17 protein-coding genes are annotated in these 16,335 nt (G+C 75.5%); 7 read left to right on the top strand and 10 right to left on the bottom strand.

Translation table 11 applies throughout. The annotated features are described in order from the left end of the window. Positions 1 to 6 precede the first annotated feature (6 nt). Positions 7 to 267 (bottom strand): DUF6059 family protein, encoded by a 261-nt coding sequence (locus tag SNE206_RS01990; RefSeq protein ID WP_407911547.1) that lies wholly within the window; start codon positions 265 to 267, stop codon positions 7 to 9. Between the two features lie 194 nt (positions 268 to 461). Between SNE206_RS01990 and SNE206_RS01985 the strand changes: the two genes are divergently transcribed. Further along, positions 462 to 989, top strand: coding sequence for a DUF3761 domain-containing protein (locus SNE206_RS01985; RefSeq protein ID WP_407911546.1), 528 nt, complete (start codon positions 462 to 464; stop codon positions 987 to 989). Between the two features lie 258 nt (positions 990 to 1,247). On the opposite strand, the gene SNE206_RS01980 is transcribed toward SNE206_RS01985, so the two are convergent. Continuing rightward, on the bottom strand, positions 1,248 to 1,733 hold the full coding sequence (locus SNE206_RS01980; protein ID WP_407911616.1) for a GNAT family N-acetyltransferase: 486 nt from the start codon (positions 1,731 to 1,733) through the stop codon (positions 1,248 to 1,250). Between the two features lie 34 nt (positions 1,734 to 1,767). After that, complete coding sequence (locus SNE206_RS01975; RefSeq protein ID WP_407911545.1) at positions 1,768 to 2,172, bottom strand: ankyrin repeat domain-containing protein; 405 nt, start codon at positions 2,170 to 2,172, stop codon at positions 1,768 to 1,770. Between the two features lie 308 nt (positions 2,173 to 2,480). Here SNE206_RS01975 and SNE206_RS01970 point away from each other — a divergent pair, with 308 nt between their 5' ends. The 3 genes from SNE206_RS01970 to SNE206_RS01960 all read left to right on the top strand — a co-directional run bounded on the left by SNE206_RS01970 (position 2,481) and on the right by SNE206_RS01960 (position 4,987). Continuing rightward, positions 2,481 to 2,675: a hypothetical protein gene (locus SNE206_RS01970; RefSeq protein ID WP_405010292.1), complete on the top strand. Its 195-nt coding sequence runs from the start codon at positions 2,481 to 2,483 to the stop codon at positions 2,673 to 2,675. A gap of 94 nt (positions 2,676 to 2,769) precedes the next feature. After that, positions 2,770 to 4,371: an FtsK/SpoIIIE domain-containing protein gene (locus SNE206_RS01965; RefSeq protein ID WP_407911544.1), complete on the top strand. Its 1,602-nt coding sequence runs from the start codon at positions 2,770 to 2,772 to the stop codon at positions 4,369 to 4,371. Positions 4,372 to 4,612: 241 nt separating this feature from the next. Next, the gene (locus tag SNE206_RS01960; protein WP_030276069.1) at positions 4,613 to 4,987 is read left to right on the top strand and encodes an RNA polymerase-binding protein RbpA; all 375 of its coding nucleotides are present in this window, start codon (positions 4,613 to 4,615) and stop codon (positions 4,985 to 4,987) included. Between the two features lie 141 nt (positions 4,988 to 5,128). On the opposite strand, the gene fxsA is transcribed toward SNE206_RS01960, so the two are convergent. The 6 genes from fxsA to SNE206_RS01930 form a co-directional block, all read right to left on the bottom strand. Then, positions 5,129 to 5,695: an FxsA family membrane protein gene (gene fxsA, locus SNE206_RS01955; RefSeq protein ID WP_407911543.1), complete on the bottom strand. Its 567-nt coding sequence runs from the start codon at positions 5,693 to 5,695 to the stop codon at positions 5,129 to 5,131. A 50-nt stretch (positions 5,696 to 5,745) separates the two neighbouring features. Further along, entirely contained in the window at positions 5,746 to 7,353 is a 1,608-nt protein-coding gene (lnt, locus tag SNE206_RS01950) for an apolipoprotein N-acyltransferase (protein WP_407911542.1), read from the bottom strand. Positions 7,354 to 7,547: 194 nt separating this feature from the next. Then, a complete protein-coding gene (locus tag SNE206_RS01945; protein WP_407911541.1) occupies positions 7,548 to 8,357 on the bottom strand; it encodes a phosphatase PAP2 family protein in 810 nt (269 codons plus the stop codon). A 38-nt stretch (positions 8,358 to 8,395) separates the two neighbouring features. Continuing rightward, a complete protein-coding gene (locus tag SNE206_RS01940; protein ID WP_407911540.1) occupies positions 8,396 to 8,986 on the bottom strand; it encodes a TetR/AcrR family transcriptional regulator in 591 nt (196 codons plus the stop codon). Positions 8,987 to 9,135: 149 nt separating this feature from the next. Then, the gene (locus SNE206_RS01935) at positions 9,136 to 10,734 is read right to left on the bottom strand and encodes an amidohydrolase (RefSeq protein WP_407911539.1); all 1,599 of its coding nucleotides are present in this window, start codon (positions 10,732 to 10,734) and stop codon (positions 9,136 to 9,138) included. Positions 10,735 to 10,765: 31 nt separating this feature from the next. Continuing rightward, entirely contained in the window at positions 10,766 to 11,206 is a 441-nt protein-coding gene (locus SNE206_RS01930) for an Lrp/AsnC family transcriptional regulator (protein WP_405010299.1), read from the bottom strand. 240 nt (positions 11,207 to 11,446) lie between these two features. Between SNE206_RS01930 and SNE206_RS01925 the strand changes: the two genes are divergently transcribed. Next, the gene (locus SNE206_RS01925) at positions 11,447 to 11,863 is read left to right on the top strand and encodes a hypothetical protein (RefSeq protein ID WP_407911538.1); all 417 of its coding nucleotides are present in this window, start codon (positions 11,447 to 11,449) and stop codon (positions 11,861 to 11,863) included. A gap of 40 nt (positions 11,864 to 11,903) precedes the next feature. On the opposite strand, the gene SNE206_RS01920 is transcribed toward SNE206_RS01925, so the two are convergent. Beyond that, a complete protein-coding gene (locus tag SNE206_RS01920; protein ID WP_407911537.1) occupies positions 11,904 to 13,067 on the bottom strand; it encodes an acyl-CoA dehydrogenase family protein in 1,164 nt (387 codons plus the stop codon). A gap of 175 nt (positions 13,068 to 13,242) precedes the next feature. Here SNE206_RS01920 and SNE206_RS01915 point away from each other — a divergent pair, with 175 nt between their 5' ends. Together SNE206_RS01915 and SNE206_RS01910 are read left to right on the top strand one after the other, a co-directional pair. Next, positions 13,243 to 13,830, top strand: a complete 588-nt coding sequence (locus tag SNE206_RS01915; RefSeq protein WP_407911536.1) for a uridine kinase — start codon at positions 13,243 to 13,245, stop codon at positions 13,828 to 13,830. Between the two features lie 399 nt (positions 13,831 to 14,229). Continuing rightward, the gene (locus SNE206_RS01910) at positions 14,230 to 16,299 is read left to right on the top strand and encodes an AAA family ATPase (protein ID WP_407911615.1); all 2,070 of its coding nucleotides are present in this window, start codon (positions 14,230 to 14,232) and stop codon (positions 16,297 to 16,299) included. Positions 16,300 to 16,335 lie beyond the last annotated feature (36 nt).

Raw genomic sequence — 16,335 nt, 5'->3', positions numbered from 1 at the left:
GTCATGTCACGTTCTGCTCCCGGACTTCCCGGACCTCCCGGACCTCGCCAACCTGCCCGACAGCCGGCGGTCCAGCGCCGCCTCGACGGCCGTCAGCGGTACGTCCGGGCGGAACCGCTCGGGGTGGCCGGGCCCGGGGCCGTCCGGCGGCGCGGGGGCCGGGGCTGCCGGCGGGACGAACCCGGCGCTGCAGCCGTACGCGGCCAGCCCGCAGGCCAGGCCGCGGAGGAGGCGGCCGAAAAGGGGGTGGCCGAGGAGGGGATGCACCCGCCGACCATGCCCGGTCCGGCCGCGGCCCGGTCCGTACGGCGCTCCGGCCGGGGGCGGATCTCCGCCGTTCGGCGGCACCGGGAGACGACGGGACGCGACGGGAGACCGCGGTCGGCACCCGGATCGCAGTTCGGTACGGATATCCGATTACCCGTCCGTATCACTCTTTGCGTGCCCTAGGTTGACCGGCCGTGACCACCCCCAGATCCGGCCGGCGACTGCTGCCCGCTGCTGCCCTGCTGACCCTCGCCCTCCTCACCGCGGCCTGCGACCCGAACGCCGCCCCGACCACCGGCGCCGCCCCGGCCCGCACCGCCACGACGGCGGCAGCGGCGAGCCCCACGCCCACCCCCTCCGCGCCGGCTCCGGCGGAGTCCTCCGCGGAGGCGTCGCCCTCGCCGGCCCCGGCCTCCCCGTCCACGGCCCCGCCGCCGCCCACCACCGCTCCTCCCGCGACCCGCACCGCCGCGCCCGCCCGCACCACGGCGCCGGCCAGGACGACGGCCCCGGCCCGCACCACCCGGCCCGCGGCCCCGGTCACGACGAAGGCCGCGGGCTCCTGCGCGCACCACACGGTGGGCTCCTGCGGCTGGGACGCGGGCCTCACCCCGGTGTCCCCCTCCGAGATGGCCGAGTGCAAGGACGGCACGGTCTCGTACTCGACGAGCTTCTCCGGCACCTGTTCGCACCACGGCGGCGTCCGCTACTGGTTCAAGTGACCGCGGGCCCGAGTGCTTCGTCGGCCGGCCGGGCCGCGTCCGTCAGGGCGGTGCCGGGCTCCGCGCGGAAGAGTCCGTGCGCCCGGCCGGCGAAGCGCTCGGGCGCACCGGGCCCCGGGCTCGGTGACGCCGACCGGCCGGCCCGTGGTGCGCCCGTCGACGGCGGCGAGCCGCCCGGCGAGGGCGCGGACGGCGGGATGGATGTCGGGCGTCACGGGGAGGGGCTCGGTCACCCGCCCGTGCTGGACCGCCGCGGCGTCAGGCGTCGAGCGTCTTTCCCAGGCAGACGCTCTGCGGGGAGTCCTTGTAGTAGCCGAACTTCGTGATCGGCCGGTAGCCCTCCGACGTGTAGAGAGCGATCGCCTCGGGCTGCTCGGTGCCGGTCTCCAGGACGAGCCGGGTGCGGCCGGCCCCGACGGCGGCCGACTCCAGGTGCCGCAGGACCGCCCGGGCGAGGCCGCGCCCGCGGGCGTGCTCGACGACGTACATCCGCTTCAGTTCGGCGTCGCCGTCGCGCAGGCCGTCCGCGTCGCCCTCCTTGGCCCGCCAGCCGCCGCACGCGACCGGGCCGTCGTCGAGGTAGCCCACCACGAAGAGGCCGTACGGCGGGTCGAAGTGGTCCTCGTGCATCGACGTGTGGTCGATGTCCCCGTAGCGGCGGACGTACTCCTGCTGCACCTCGGCAGCGAGCTTCGCGGCGTCGGGGTGCCCGTAGCCGGTGGTCCGTATCTCGATGCCCGACATGTTCGACATGGTCACCAAGCGTACGGGGTGCAGGTCAGCGCTCCTCGAACCGGGCCACCAGCTCGTCCTTGCCGAACATCCGGGCGGTGTCGAGCGCCGAGGGGGTGCCCGCGGCCGGGTCGGCCCCGCCGGCCAGCAGGGCCGCGCACACGTCGTCGTGGCCCTTGAAGACCGCGCCGGCGAGCGGGGTCTGGCCGCGGTCGTTGGCGCGGTCCGCCTCGGCGCCGCGCGCCAGCAGGGCCTCCACCGCCGGGGCGTGGCCGTGGTACGCGGCGAGCATGAGCAGGGTGTCGCCGCGGTCGTTGGTGAGGTCGGCGGGGGCCCCGGCGTCGAGGTAGGCGGCCAGCAGGCCGGCGTCGCCGGCCCGCGCGGCGTCGAAGAGCCTGCCCGCGAGGGCGACGACCCCGGCGTCGGGCGTCGTCCTGCTGTCGTCGGCCATGAGCAGCCTCCCTGGGTCACCGGCGGGTGCCGATCTTGCGCGGGTGTGTCGTACGCACGGTAGCGGACGAGGCCGGGGCCGGATGGTCACGCATCCGTTCGAGCGAATTTCCCGTGTGCGCCGAACGCGATCACTCCGTGGGGGGACGCCTGTGAGCGCACGGCCGAGGCTCGGTGCGCATACCTCCGATGTGTCGGTCCGGAGCAGATCCACCCGTTTGCCACACTCCATCATCTTTTACTTTTTGTCACGATGATGACGCTTTCCGTCACACTGTCCCCCGCACCCCTCCACGAGGAGCTGACCACGTGATCCTCTCCATTTCCGGCATCGTCCTCTTCGGCACCATCGCCTTCCTCTTCTTCCGCCGGGACGGACTCAAGGTCTCGCACGCCCTGGTCTGCGCACTGTTCGGCTTCTACGTCGCAGGTTCCTCGATCGCCCCCAGCATCACGGCGGGCGGCGCGAGTCTCGCCGGACTCATCGGAGGCATCAACTTCTGATCCGCCCGCACCTCCACGGCCCGGGCGCGGATCCCACCGCCCCCGGGCCTTCCCCCCCTCCACCGCCCGCCGTCCCACGCTCGGGGAGCCCGCCTTGTCCCTCACCCGCCATCTCAGCCGCGGCCGTGACCTCGCCCGGACCGCAGGCGACCACGCCGCCGACATGTTCGCCCCGCTCACGCTCCTGGGGCGCGGGCTCCGGCACCACGCCGACTGGGCCAGGAAGCAGTGGGCCGCCACCCCCCGGGAACGGCGCGGCCCCACGCTCTTCCTGACCGCCGCCGTCGTCCTCGGGGTCTTCCTGCTGCCGCACGGCCTGCTGTTCGCCCTGATCGCCCTGATGGCCAGCGCCGCCTGGGCGGGACGCCGCACCAAGGCCGCCGCCGACCCCGAGCCGGACGTCGCCGACGTCAAGCTGTCCGCGCTCTACGCGGCCCTGACGCCCTACCTCGCCGGGCCGGACGACATGAGCCCGCTCTACAGCTTCGACGGGCAGTACAAGACCGCCTTCGCCGGGTGGGAGTTCGACGCCGACGGCCGCCTGGCCGCCCTGGAGATCGCGTACCCGCCGTACTTCACCGACACCGAGCCGGCCGCCCGCGCCCGGATCGAGCAGGTCGTGCAGGGCAAGGCCGGCCGCGCCCGCGAGTACCGCTTCGACTGGGACGAGGAGTCGAACCGCCTGCGGGTCACCGCCCTCGCCCCGCTGGCCACCGACATCGCCGCGCAGCTCTTCGTCACCGCGCCCGGCGAGATCGTGCTCGGCTTCACCGACGCGCTCGGCAGCAGCCGCACCATCCCGGTCACCCAGGCGGGCAGCACCGCCCAGCAGCCGCCCGTGGTGTGGCGGGTCGGACCGCGCTCGGCCGAGCCGCACCTGCTCGCACTCGGCTCCGGCGGCTCCGGCACCTCCACGCTGCTGCGCTCGATCGCCCTGCAGGCCCTGCAGCTGGGCGACCTCGTGGTGATCGACGGCGCCGGCACCGGCGAGCACGCCTGCCTGGTGAACCGGCCCGGCGTGCACACCGTCGAGACCAGCCTGCACGGCGCGGTGGCCGCGCTGGAGTGGGCGGCCAAGGAGACCGAGCGGCGGCTGGCCCTGCTGACGGCCGCCCGGCAGTCCGGCATCGCCGCCCCCGAGGACACCACCCGGCCGCTGTGGCTGCTGCTCGACCACCCCACCGAGCTGAGCGAGCTCGCCCAGGCCGAGGGCCGGACCGACCCGCAGGACCTCCTGGAGGTGCCGCTGCGCCACGGCCGCGCCGCCCGGGTGACCGTGGTCGTCGCCGAGGACGTCGAGGCGCTGGACCGCCTCCGGCCCGTCGTGCGCGCCGCGGCCCGGGCGAAGGTCGTGCTCGGCCCCACCAGCTCCGACCTGGGCCGGGCCGCGCTCGGCGCCGCGCTGGACATCACGCCCGCCGCCCACACCCCGGCCGGACGCGGCTACGCCCGGATCGGCACGGCCGCGCCCGTCCGCCTGCAGGTGCCCGCCACGGTCGACCCGCTCGACGAGGACGCGCCGGCCCCGCTGCGCGACGCCGTGATCGCCCTGCTGCCGCACCGCGACACCCGGACGGAGGCGGCCGCGCCCGCCGTGCCGCTCTCCCCCGTCGACCGCGCGGAGGAGCTGGTCGCCGAACTCGGCGACCGGCTGAGCAAGGAGCCCGGCGGCGCCCGCCCGCGCCCGGTGGGGTGAACACCCGGACGGGTGCCCGGAATGTGGCGTTCGGCCGATCGCTGTGCGCTCCAGGAGTGGCACGGAGGGTGACATCCCCGATCAGATGTGACAAATCGGGCGCCTATGGGTACAAACATGGGCGGCACGACAGGCGACGCATGTCCTCGGACGGGAATCATCGTCGACGGCCGAGCGTTGACCGGACGACGAAGACAGCGACCACTAGTCCTGTGGGCCATAAGCCCGGGAGGCACGATTCATGAGCGAGCGAGCTCTCCGCGGCACGCGACTCGGGGCCACTAGCTACGAGACCGACCGTGGAATCGATCTGGCTCCCCGCCAGACCGTCGAGTACGCATGTCAGAACGGACACCGATTCGAGGTTCCCTTCTCCGTCGAGGCGGAGATCCCCTCGGTGTGGGAATGCCGCTTCTGCGGCCAGGAGGCCGTGCTGCTCGACGGCGAGGAGCCGGAGGAGAAGAAGACCAAGCCGACGCGTACCCATTGGGACATGCTGATGGAGCGCCGGACACGTGAGGAGCTGGAGGAGGTGCTGGCCGAACGACTGGCCGTGCTCCGATCCGGCGGGATGAACCTGGCGGTCCACCCTCGGGACAGCCGCAAGAGCGCGTGACACCGTCCCCGGTGCGGCCGGGACGGTGACCGAAAGGGCCCGGGCGTCACGCCCGGGCCCTTCGGCGTTCCCGGCGCGTCCCGCAAGGCCCGTAAGGCCCGTGCCCGTAAGGCCCGCCGTACGGCGGGCCTTACGGGCCTGTCAGCCGCCGATCGGCGGCCGGTACCCGGTGTCGGGGCGCGGCCCCGCACCGGGCTCCACGACCTCGCCCTGGATGACCTTGCCGTCCGGGCGGTGGATGCGGAACTGCTCCTGGAGGCGGGCGGCGTCGGCGAACGGGTCCGCGCCCACCGGCGCGGTGGACCGCAGCACGCCCGCGGTCAGCCGGCGGGCGCCGGCCCGCCACAGCGCGCGGGTCGGCGGGAGGAGCAGCGTCACGGCCAGGGCGTCCGAGAGGAAGCCCGGGAGGATCAGCAGCACGCCCGCGAGGACGGTCAGGCTGGTGGCCGTCCCGGTCTGCTGCGGCTTCGGGTCGCGGCTCTGCTCGACCGCCGCCGAGAAGGCCTTCATCCCGGCGCGCTTGACCAGCGAGCCGCCGAGGAGGACGCCGGCCAGCAGCAGCACCAGGACGGCGAACCAGCCGACGGCCCCGGCGACGACGATCAGCAGCCAGATCTCCAGCACCAGCCAGCCGGCGATCAGCAGGGGCAGCACGCGGCGCAGCGTGCTGCGGCGGGCGGGTCGGGCCGGGGTCGCTTGCTCGGTCACGGCGGGGGCCTCCAGGGGTGCTCTCCGCCGGCCGGCCGTTCCGGCCGCGACTACGGCACCGTACGGTCCAACGGTTCGGCGGCGGCCGGTGTTCCGCCGGGACGGCGGCGGCGGACGGCGCCCACGGCGACGGCACCGCAGGCCAGGAGGCCCGCGAGGGCCAGCACCCACTCCGGGGCCGCACCGGCCCGGTCGGCGACGGTGCGGGCGTCGCGCAGCGGCACGGCGGCGTTCAGCACGGCGGGGGTGAGCTCCTTCGTGCGGGAGACCACCGAGCCGTCGGGGGCGACGACGGCGCTGATGCCGCTGGTCGCGGCGATCAGGACGGCCCGGCCGTGCTCGACGGCCCGCAGCCGGCTCATCGCGAGCTGCTGCTCGGTCTGGCCCGTGCGGTTGTAGGTGGCGTTGTTCGTCTGGACGACGATGACGCGCCCGCCGCCGTTGACCGTGTCGCGGACGATCTCGTCGTAGGCCACCTCGAAGCAGATCACGTCGCCGATGCGGGCCGGGCCGAGCTGCATCACGCCGTTGTGGTCGCCGGGGTAGAAGTCGCGGGCGACCCGCTGGAGGCGTTCGACGACCTTCGAGAGCTCGGCGCGGAACGGCACGTACTCGCCGAAGGGCACCGGGTGCTGCTTGGTGTAGGAGGCGCCGGGGCCCGTCCCCGGGGTCCAGACGATGCCCTCGTTCTGCACGTGCTGCGGGTCCGGCCCGTCGACGAGCGCGCCGACCAGGGTGGGCACGCCGACGGCGCGGACCGCCTGGTCGATCCGGGCGTAGGCCTCGGGCTCGGTGAAGGGGTCGAGGTCGGAGGCGTTCTCGGGCCAGATGACGACGTCCGGCTTCGGGGCGCGGCCCGCCGCGACGTCGGCGGCGAGCTGCTCGGTGACGCGGGCGTGGTTGTCGAGCACCTGCATCGGGCGGCCGAGGAAGTCCATCCCGGGCCGGGCCACGTTGCCCTGGACGAGGGCGACCTGCACGGTGTCGTCGCCCTTCGTGGGCACCGGCACGAGCAGCCCGGCGAGCAGCGCGGCCACCGCCGCCAGCCCGGCCAGGGCGGCGGCGCGCGGCGAGCGGCGGGGGCCCCGCCGCAGCCGCAGCAGCGCCCACGCGAGCAGGGTGCCGCACAGCGCGACGGCGAACGTCACCAGCGGCGCCCCGCCGAGCGCGGCGAGCGGGGTGAAGGGGCTGGCGGTGTTGGCGAAGGCGAGGCGCCCCCACGGGAAGCCGCCGAGCGGCAGCCGGTCGCGGGCCCACTCCTGGGTCACCCAGAGGCAGGCCGCCCACAGCGGCCACGCCCGCAGCCGGGAGGTCGCGGCGAGACCGGCGCCGAGGGCGGCGACGAACAGCGCCTCGACGACGGAGAGCCCGACGGTGGCGTCCCAGCCGACCACGCGCAGCCAGGCGAGCAGGCCCAGGAAGAAGGGCAGGCCGAAGGCGAAGCCCGTCCAGGCGCCCTGCCGGAGGGTGCGTCCGCGGGTGAGGAGGGAGAGGGCGGCGACACCGGCGACCGACAGCGGCCACAGGTCGTACGGGGGGAAGGCGGCGACCATGAGGAGGCCGCCGAGCAGGGCGAGTCCCGTCCGCGGCAGACCGGCCCTGATCCGGGCCGGGAGTCCCGGCCTGGCGCGGTCCTCCGTCCGGGCCCCGTCAGCCACCGGCCGCTCCTGTTCCACCGGCAGTGCCACCTGCGCACCATCTCTCTGGCTGTGCCGCCCACGTCGTCGGGCCGCCCGTGTTCGGGTGCCGTGCGAAGACGGTACCCCGGATCGGCGGCCGGGCGGGCGACGGGGTCGGGCCGCGATCGGCCCTGCTCGGCGGGCCTGGGGGGCCTCTGCCGGTGCGGCTCCGGTCAGTGGGCGGGCGCCTGCACGCCCAGCGGGCTGCGCGGGCCCGGCACGGCGGGCGGGCGGCCCTGCGGGGGCGCCGGGGTGCGGGCCGGCGGGCGGAGCAGCAGCAGGGCCGCGCCGGTGAGGGCGATCGCGACGATGCCGTCCAGCCAGTAGTGGTTGGCGGTGCCGACGACCACGAGGAAGGTCACGAGGGGGTGCAGCAGCCAGAGCCACCGGCCGCGGGACCGGGTGGCGGCGATCAGGCCGACGGCCACGGTGAGCGCCCAGCCGACGTGCAGGGAGGGCATCGCGGCGAACTGGTTGGAGAGGCTGTCGGTGGCCGGGTCGCCGTAGACGGCGGGGCCGTAGACGCGGGCGGTGTCGACGAGGCCGGTGGCCTCCAGCATGCGGGGCGGCGCGAGCGGCAGCAGCAGGTGGAGGGCGAGGCCGGCGCCGGTGAGGGCGGTCAGGACGCGGCGTATCCACACGTAGTGCGCCGGGCGGCGCCAGTACGTCCACACCAGGAAGGCGACGGTGGCGGGGAAGTGCACGGTCGCGTAGAACGCGTTGGCGGCGTGCACCAGGACGTCGCTGTGCAGGAGCACCCGCTGGATGTCGCCCTCCGAGGGCAGGTGCAGGAGGCGTTCGAGGTGCCACACGTCGGAGGCGTTGCGGAACGCCCGCGGCACGTGGCCCTCGGCGGCGGTCCGTCCGAGCCGGTAGACGGTGTAGAGCGCGCCCACGAGGAGGAGTTCGCGCAGCAGCGGCGGGCGGGCGGCGGATCCGTCCGGCGCGGCGGGCGCCGCGGGGACGGGCGGGTCGGCGGGCATGGGTGTCCTGTCGGGCGGGGTCATGGGGCGCGGGGCGCTCAGAGGCCGAGGGCGGGGAGGACCACCGCGTCGACGTAGGTGGTGAGGTACGCGGGGTCGGCCTCGGCGTCCTCCATCAGTGGACGGGCGACCAGCGCGCCCAGCACCATGTGGGGCACGAAGCGGGCGGCGGGGCGGTCCGGGTCGATCTCGCCGCGGTCGGCGCCGCGCCGGATCATCGCGGCGAGCGCGGCGTTCTCCGGTTCGACGACCTGGGTGCGGAAGGCCCGCATCAGCGCCGGGTCCTTGTGCAGGGTCTGGCCGAGGGCGCGCAGCAGGCCGGCGTCGTGGACGGAGCTGCCGCACCGCCGGCGGACGAGTTCGTGCAGGTCGCCGCGGAGCGTGCCGGTGTCGATCTCGGCCGCGCCGCGGCGGCTGCTGCGCAGGGCGGCGGCGACGAGCTCGGCCTTGCCGCCCCACTGCCGGTAGAGGGTGGCCTTGCTGGCGCGGGCGCGGGCCGCGATGGCGTCCATGGTGAGGGCGTCGTAGCCGGCTTCGCGGAGGAGGTCGATGACGGCGGCGTGCAGGAGCGCCTCGCGGTCCTCCGTGAGCCTGCCGCGGCGGGCTGCGGGTGCGGTGTCCGGTGTCATGGCGGCGACCTCCCGGCGAACGGTGCTGAACGAAACGGTTTCGTACGCACACTACGCCGGTCGTCGGCCGTGCACGCACCGGACCCCGGAACGGAGGAGGTGCGTCCGTTCCGGGGTCCGGTGGTGGCGCGACGGGCGGTCGCGCCCGGTCAGGCCAGGTGGACGGTGCGGCCGCGGACGACCGTGCGCAGGCAGGCCGGCAGCGGGTTCCCCGGGGTGAGGTCGGGCAGCCCGGGCGTGCCCGAGCGCGGGTCGGTGGACCAGCCGGCCACCCGGGAGTCCGGCGCCTGGACGACGAGCTCCTCGACGGCCCACACGGCGTAGCTGGCGACCGCGCCGGGCACGAGCACGCCGTCCGCGTCGCGGCCGAGGGCGCGCCATCCTCCGCGGGTGTGGGCGGTGAACGCGGCCCGCACCGAGATCCGGTGCTCGGGGGTGCGGTGGAAGGCGGCCGCCCGCACGGTGCCCCACGGGTCGAGCGGGGTGACCGGGGCGTCGGAGCCGAAGGCCAGCGGCACGCCGGCGCGCAGCAGCGCGGCGTACGGGTTCAGGGCGGCCGCCCGCTTCGCGCCGAGCCGCTGCACGTACATGCCGTCCGGGCCGCCCCAGGCGGCGTCGAACGCGGGCTGCACGGAGGCGGTGAGGCCGAGCTCCGCGAAGGCGGCGATCGACTCCTCGTCGAGGGCCTCGGCGTGCTCGACACGGTGGCGCAGCGCCCGGACGGCCGGCAGGCCGACCCGGTCGGCGGCGGCGCGGACGCCCTCGACGACGGCGTCGACCGCGGCGTCGCCGATGGCGTGGAACCCGGCCTGGAGGCCGGCCTCGGTGCAGGCGGCGACGTGGTCGGCGATCTGCGCGGCCGTCAGGTAGGCGGCGCCGGTGTGCCCGGCGTCCTCGTAGGGGGCGTGCAGGCAGGCGGTGTGCGAGCCGAGCGCCCCGTCGGCGAAGAGGTCGCCGCCGGCGCCGACCGCGCCGAGCCGCAGCGCGGTGTCGACCGCGCCGAGTTCGCCCCAGTAGCCGAAGACCTCGGGGCCGGTGCCCTCGGCGGCGAGGGCGAGCAGCTCGGTGAGGTCCTCCTCGGAGGAGATGGCGGGGCCCGCGCACTCGTGCAGCGCGCCGATGCCGAGCTCGGCGGCGCGGGCGAGGGTCGCCTGCTGGGCGGCCCGGCGCTGGGCGGCCGTCAGGTGCGCGAGGGCGGCGCGGCGTACGGCGTGGTGGGCGTCCTGGGAGAGCGGGCCGTCGGGGTCGAAGCCGGGCTGCGCGGCGAGCCCGTCGGCGAGGGTGCGCAGCGCGGTCGTGGCGAGCGCGGAGTGCACGTCGGTGCGGGACAGGTAGGCGGCGGCGCCGCCGGCGGCGGTGTCGAGCTCGGCGAGGGTCGGCGGGCGGCCCTCGGGCCAGCCGGTCTCGTCCCAGCCGTGGCCGATGAGCACGCCGTCGGCGGTGCGGGCCGCCCCGGCGATGCGGTCCAGCGCGTCGGCCAGCGAGGGGCAGCCGGTGAGGTCGAGCCCGGTCAGGGCGAGGCCGGCCGAGGTGGCGTGCGCGTGGGCGTCGACGAAGGCCGGGGTGACCAGCGCGCCGTTCAGGTCGACCACCTCGTCGGCGGTGGCGGCGTACGCCTCCGCCGCGCCGTCGCTGCCCACCCAGGCGATGTGGGCGCCCTCGACCAGCATCGCGGTGGCGAAGGGGTCGGCGGGGCTGTAGACGTTGCCGCCTCTGAGCAGCACGGTCCGGTCGGTGCGTTCGGTCATGGGGGCAAGTCTGCACCCCGGGAGGGGCAGGTCAGAGCTTCGGGGGGCGCGCCTCGTAGGGGGTGGACAGCACGACCGTGGTGCGGGTGGAGACTCCGGCGGCGGTGCGGATCCGGGCGAGGAGGTCCTCCAGGTCGCCGGGGGCGCCGACGCGCACCTTGAGGATGTAGTTCTCGTCGCCGGCGACGCTGTGGCAGGCCTCGATCTCGGGCAGGCCGACCAGGCGCTCCGGGGTGTCGTCGGGGGCGCTCGGGTCGAAGGGCTTGACCGAGATGAACGCGGTCAGCGCCAGGTCGACGCTCTCCGGGTCGACGATCGCGGTGTAGCCCCGGATCACCCCGCGCTGTTCGAGGCGGCGCACGCGCTGGTGCACCGCCGAGGTGGACAGGCCGGTGGCCTTGCCCAGGTCCGTGTAGCTCATCCGGCCGTCCTCAAGGAGCAGCTGGACGATGCGCTGGTCGAGATCCTCCACAACGCGCAAACCTACTCGATCCGCGGGGCGGCGTCTGCGCCACCGGCTCAGGGGGCGCTCCGGGCGGGGCCGTCAAGGGCGCACGGGCGCAGCCCGCCGGGCACATGCCCGGGGAATGTGGCGAAGGCCACAGTCCGTGCATCACTGTGCGCCGGTCCGCAGGGTTATGACCCCCCTGGGCAGGGAAGTGCTGCTGTTGGCCGGGCCGACGAAGGCCGGGCCGGATCCGAGGGGGATCACATGCCTGCTACTGACCGGCGTCCGCGCAGCGAGGACGAGGAACGCACCGAGCCCGAGTACAGCCTGGGGGCCGACCCGGGCGAGGCCGACACGTGGGAGATCGTCCGGGTGCACTGCCCGGACTGCGACCGCCCGATCGCCCTGATCGGCGACGAGGAGCGGCTGCCGCAGCACGCGGTGCTGCCCACCGCCTGGCACCCCTTCTCCGCGGCGCTGTGCCCCGGCACCGGCGCCCTGACCGACGAGCTCGCCGAGTGCGAGGAGCCCGCCGAGGACGCGGGGGCCGGCCTCGCGGCCCTGCTCTTCCTGCCCGCCGAGCTCGACTGGCGCCGGCAGCCGTTCTCGCACGCCGGAGCCCCCGCCGAGGGGCAGGCCCCGCGGATCCCGGCGCAGCGCGCCCGCTCCGCCCGGCGCTGACGGCCCGGGGAGGGGCAGCGCCGGACGGTCCGGTCCGGCGCTACCGCCCGGTGAGGTGGCGTCCGATGACCATCCGCTGGATCTGGTTGGTGCCCTCCACGATCTGCAGCACCTTCGCCTCCCGCATGTAGCGCTCGGCGGGGAAGTCCTGGGTGTACCCGTAGCCGCCGAGCACCTGGACGGCGTCGACGGTGACCTGCATCGCCGTGTCGGTGCAGAAGAGCTTCGCCATCGCCGCCTCCTTCGAGAAGGCGAGCCCGGCGTCGCGGCGGCGGGCCGCCGCCAGGTAGAGGGCGCGTCCGGCCTCGATCCGGGTGGCCATGTCGGCCAGCATGAACGACAGGCCCTGGAAGTCGGCGATCGGGCGGCCGAACTGCTGCCGGGTGCCCGCGTACCCGACCGCGAGGTCGAGGGCGGCGCGGGCCACGCCGATCGCGCAGGCGGCGATGCCGAGGCGGCCGGAGTCGAGCGCGGACAGCGCGATCTGGAAGCCCTGGCCCTCGTGGCCGATCAGCCGGTCGCCGTCGACCAGCACCCCGTCGAAGTGCAGCTGGGCGGTGGGCGAGGAGCGCATGCCCATCTTGTGCTCGGCGGGCGCGGCGGTCAGGCCCGCCGCGTCCCCCGGGACGAGCAGGCAGCTGATGCCGCGGGCGCCGTCCTCGCCGGTGCGCACGAGGGCGCTGTAGAAGTCGGCGTGCCCGCCGTGGGTGATCCACGCCTTCGTGCCGCTGACGACGTACCGGTCGCCGTCGAGGTCGGCGCGGGTGCGCAGGGCGGCGGCGTCCGAGCCGGACTGCGGCTCGGAGAGGCAGTACGCGCCGAGCTGGTCGCCGCCGAGCATGGCGGGCAGCCAGCGCTCGCGCTGCTCCTCGGCGCCGAAGGAGGCGAGCGCGTGGCAGGAGAGGGTGTGCACGCTGACGCCGAGGCCCACGGCGAGCCAGCCGGCGGCGAGTTCCTCCAGCACCTGCAGGTAGACCTCGTACGGCTGCTCGCCGCCGCCGTACTGCTCGCCGTAGGGGAGGGAGAGCAGCCCGGCCTTGCCGAGGGTGGTGAAGACCTCGCGCGGGAACCGGTCGGCCGCCTCGTCGGCGGCGGCGCGCGGCAGGAGTTCGCGCTGCACCAGGTCGCGGGTGAGGGTCAGCAGCTCGCGCGCCTCGTCGCTGGGCAGCTGGCGGTCCACCGGCTCGGTGGCGGGAAGGCTCATGGCGGGCGTCTCCTCGGTCGGGTCCGGCCCGGGTCTGCGGGCGGCACGTGGGAAAAGTGCCGGTCGGGCAGGTCGCCACCGGGTCTCGGTGAACGGCCGTTCACATCCGGCGATGCGAGTATGCCCGAAACGCGGCCTCCCGTCACCGCCACCTGCACGGCCGTAGGCTGTCGCCATGACGGAACTCGGCGACCTGGCGGCGCTCCTCACCGCGCTGCCGCCGTCGGTGGGGCCGGTCCGGCTGGTGGCCGTGGACGGGCACGCCGGCTCCGGCAAGACCACCTTCGCCGACCGGCTGGCGGCGGCACTCGGGGGCGCGCCGGTCGTCCACCTGGACGACCTGGCCACCCACGAGGAGCCGTTCGGCTGGACGGGCCGGCTGCACGACCAGGTGCTGGCACCGTTCGCCCGCGGCGAGGACGGCGCCTACCGCGTCTACGACTGGACGCTCCACCGCTTCGGCGCGCCGCGGACGGTGCCCGCCGCGCCCGTGGTGCTCGTCGAGGGCGTGGGCGCGGGGCGGCGGGCGGTGCGCCCGGTCCTCGCCCACCTGCTGTGGATGGAGCTCGACGCCGTGTCGGCCAACGAGCGCGGACTCCTGCGCGACGGCCCGGAACTGGCCTCCTTCTGGCAGGGCTGGATCCGTGCGGAGCGGGCGCACTTCGCCGCCGATCCGAGCCGCCCGCACGCGGATCTGGCCGTCGACGGGATCACCGGACGAATCCTCCGCAGCACCCACGGTGAGCCCTCACCACGCTCTTGACCTGGGGTGTCTCAAGGATTTAGGTTTCTCGGCGTCGCGAGATCTGTTGATCACGCAACAACAGACGCGGCATCTCCGACTTGTTCCCCCGTGAGCCGGAGATGCCGCCTCTCCTCCCCCGCCGCGCGCGCCGCCCGAGCCCCGGCCCAACGCCCCGGCGCCCGCGGATATTTGACCCGGCGCGGCACCCTTCCGGATCAGCTCCTCCCCGGTACGATTCCTTGCAGGCGCATATGCGCCCCGGGGGCTGCGCGAACTGACGGACGGTCCGTCCGGCGATCCGTCGGCCGACCGGGCCTCGATGCACACTGCGGGGGGCGTGGGGTGACGGTGGACAGCGGCAACGGTTCCGGCAGCACAGGACCGCACAGGCAGGCCGACCGCGCCTGGCAGCGGGCGATGGACGCCTACGCGGCAGGCTCCTACAGCGGCGCCGAGGAGGAGTTCCGGGCCGCCGTCCGGCTCGACCCGGGCATGGCCGACGCCTGGCTCGGCCTGCACGCCCTGCGCTGCGACACCTCCGCCGCCCTGCTCGCCATGCAGCGGCACCGCCACCGCTTCGGCGAGCAGCGCCTGCGTCACCGACGCCCCCTCAGTTCCTGGTACTGGCTCGGCTGGTGGGTGCAGCCCGTCCTGGAGGACGCCCGCGACCTCGCCCTCGCCCACGCCTCGCACTGGCTCGACGGGCGCCACCTCGCCGAGCTCGACCGCGCCCTCGCCGCCTGCCCGCCCGCCGACGAGGACCCGTCCGTCCGCTTCCTGCACGCCTGCCGCTCCTACCTCGTCAAGGACTGGGAACAGCTGATCCGCGACACCGACCGGCTGCTCGACGACCCGCTGCTCGGCATCGAGGCCGGGCTGTTCGGCGGCATGGCCCGGGTGCGCCTCGACATGTGCGCCCAGGCCCAGGCCCCGCTCGCCGCCTCCCTCGCCCGCTGCCGCTCCGAGCAGCCCCAGCGCAAGGAGCTCCGCTACTGGCTCGCCCGGGCCTACGAGGGCGCCGGACGCTCCGCCGCCGCCCTGCCGCTCTACCGCTCCGTGCACCGGGCCGACCCCGCCTTCATGGACACCGCCGCCCGGCTCGCCGCGATCACCGCCGAGGACGGCGTGCTCGACGAACTCCTCGACGGCGACACCCGGCAGGACACCGCCCTCACCGGACCGGCGACGACCGACCTGCTGGGCGACCTCCTGCCGGGCGACCTCCTGCCGGGCCCGATCGGCGACCCCCTCCCCGGTCTCCTCGCCGACCTGGTGCCGGACGTCGCCCCCGACCTCACCCCCGGCGCGGACCCCGGTCCGCCCGCCCTCCAGCCGCCGTCCGGGCCCGCCCCCGACGAGCCCTACGACCTCGCCGACCTCACCGAGCCGTACGACCTGCCCGGCTCCTGCGAGCTCCCCGGCCCGTACGACCTGGCGGCGCCCTACGACTTCGCGGCGCCGACCGGGCGGACGGCACCCGCGGGCACGCCCGGCACCGCCGCCCAGCCGCCCGCCGAACCGCTCGCGGAGCGCTCCGCCGCCGGGGAGACCGGCGCGGCCGCTCCCCCGCGCGCCGCCGCCGGGGCCGGCGGCACCGCGCCCTCCCCCGCACCGCCGGGCCCCGGCCTGCAGGACGAACTCGACGCCGCTCTCGGCCAACTGGAGCGCATGGTCGGCCTCGAACCGGTCAAACGGCAGGTCAGGGCGCTCTCCGCGCAACTGCGGATGTCCCGGCTGCGGGCCGAGCGCGGCCTCCCGCTGCAGCCGCCGAAACGGCACTTCGTCTTCTCCGGGCCCTCCGGCACCGGCAAGACCACCGTGGCCCGCATCCTCGGACAGGTCTTCCACGCCCTCGGGCTGCTCTCCGGCGACCACCTGGTGGAGGCCCAGCGGGCCGACCTGGTCGGCGAGTTCCTCGGCCAGACGGCCGTCAAGGCGAACGAGCTGATCGACTCCGCCCTCGACGGCGTGCTCTTCATCGACGAGGCCTACAGCCTCTCCAACTCCGGCTACAGCAAGGGCGACGCGTACGGCGACGAGGCGCTGCAGGTGCTGCTCAAACGCGCCGAGGACAACCGCGACCGGCTGGTCGTCATCCTCGCCGGCTACCCCGAGGGCATGAACCGGCTGCTGGCCGCCAACCCCGGACTCAACTCGCGGTTCACCACCCGCGTCGACTTCCCCAGCTACCGGCCCGCCGAACTCACCGCGATCGGCCGCAGCCTGGCCCTCGCCGGCGGCGACGGCTGGGACGACGACGCCGGCGACGAACTCGCGTCGATCTGCGGGCACGTCGTCACCGAGGGCTGGATAGACGACCTCGGCAACGGCCGCTTCGTCCGCACCCTGTACGAGAAGTCCTGCGCCTACCGCGACCTGCGCCTCAGCACCCACCGCGAGCCGCCCAGCCGCGAGGACCTCGCCACGCTCCGCCTGCCCGACCTGCTGCAGGCCTACGGCGAGCTCATCGACGGACGCACCGGCTGACCCGTCCCGGTGAGGGGCGGGCCGCCGTACGGCCCG

It is taken from the genome of Kitasatospora sp. NE20-6, assembly GCF_045862635.1.
This window is presented reverse-complemented; position numbering and strand designations above follow the sequence as displayed.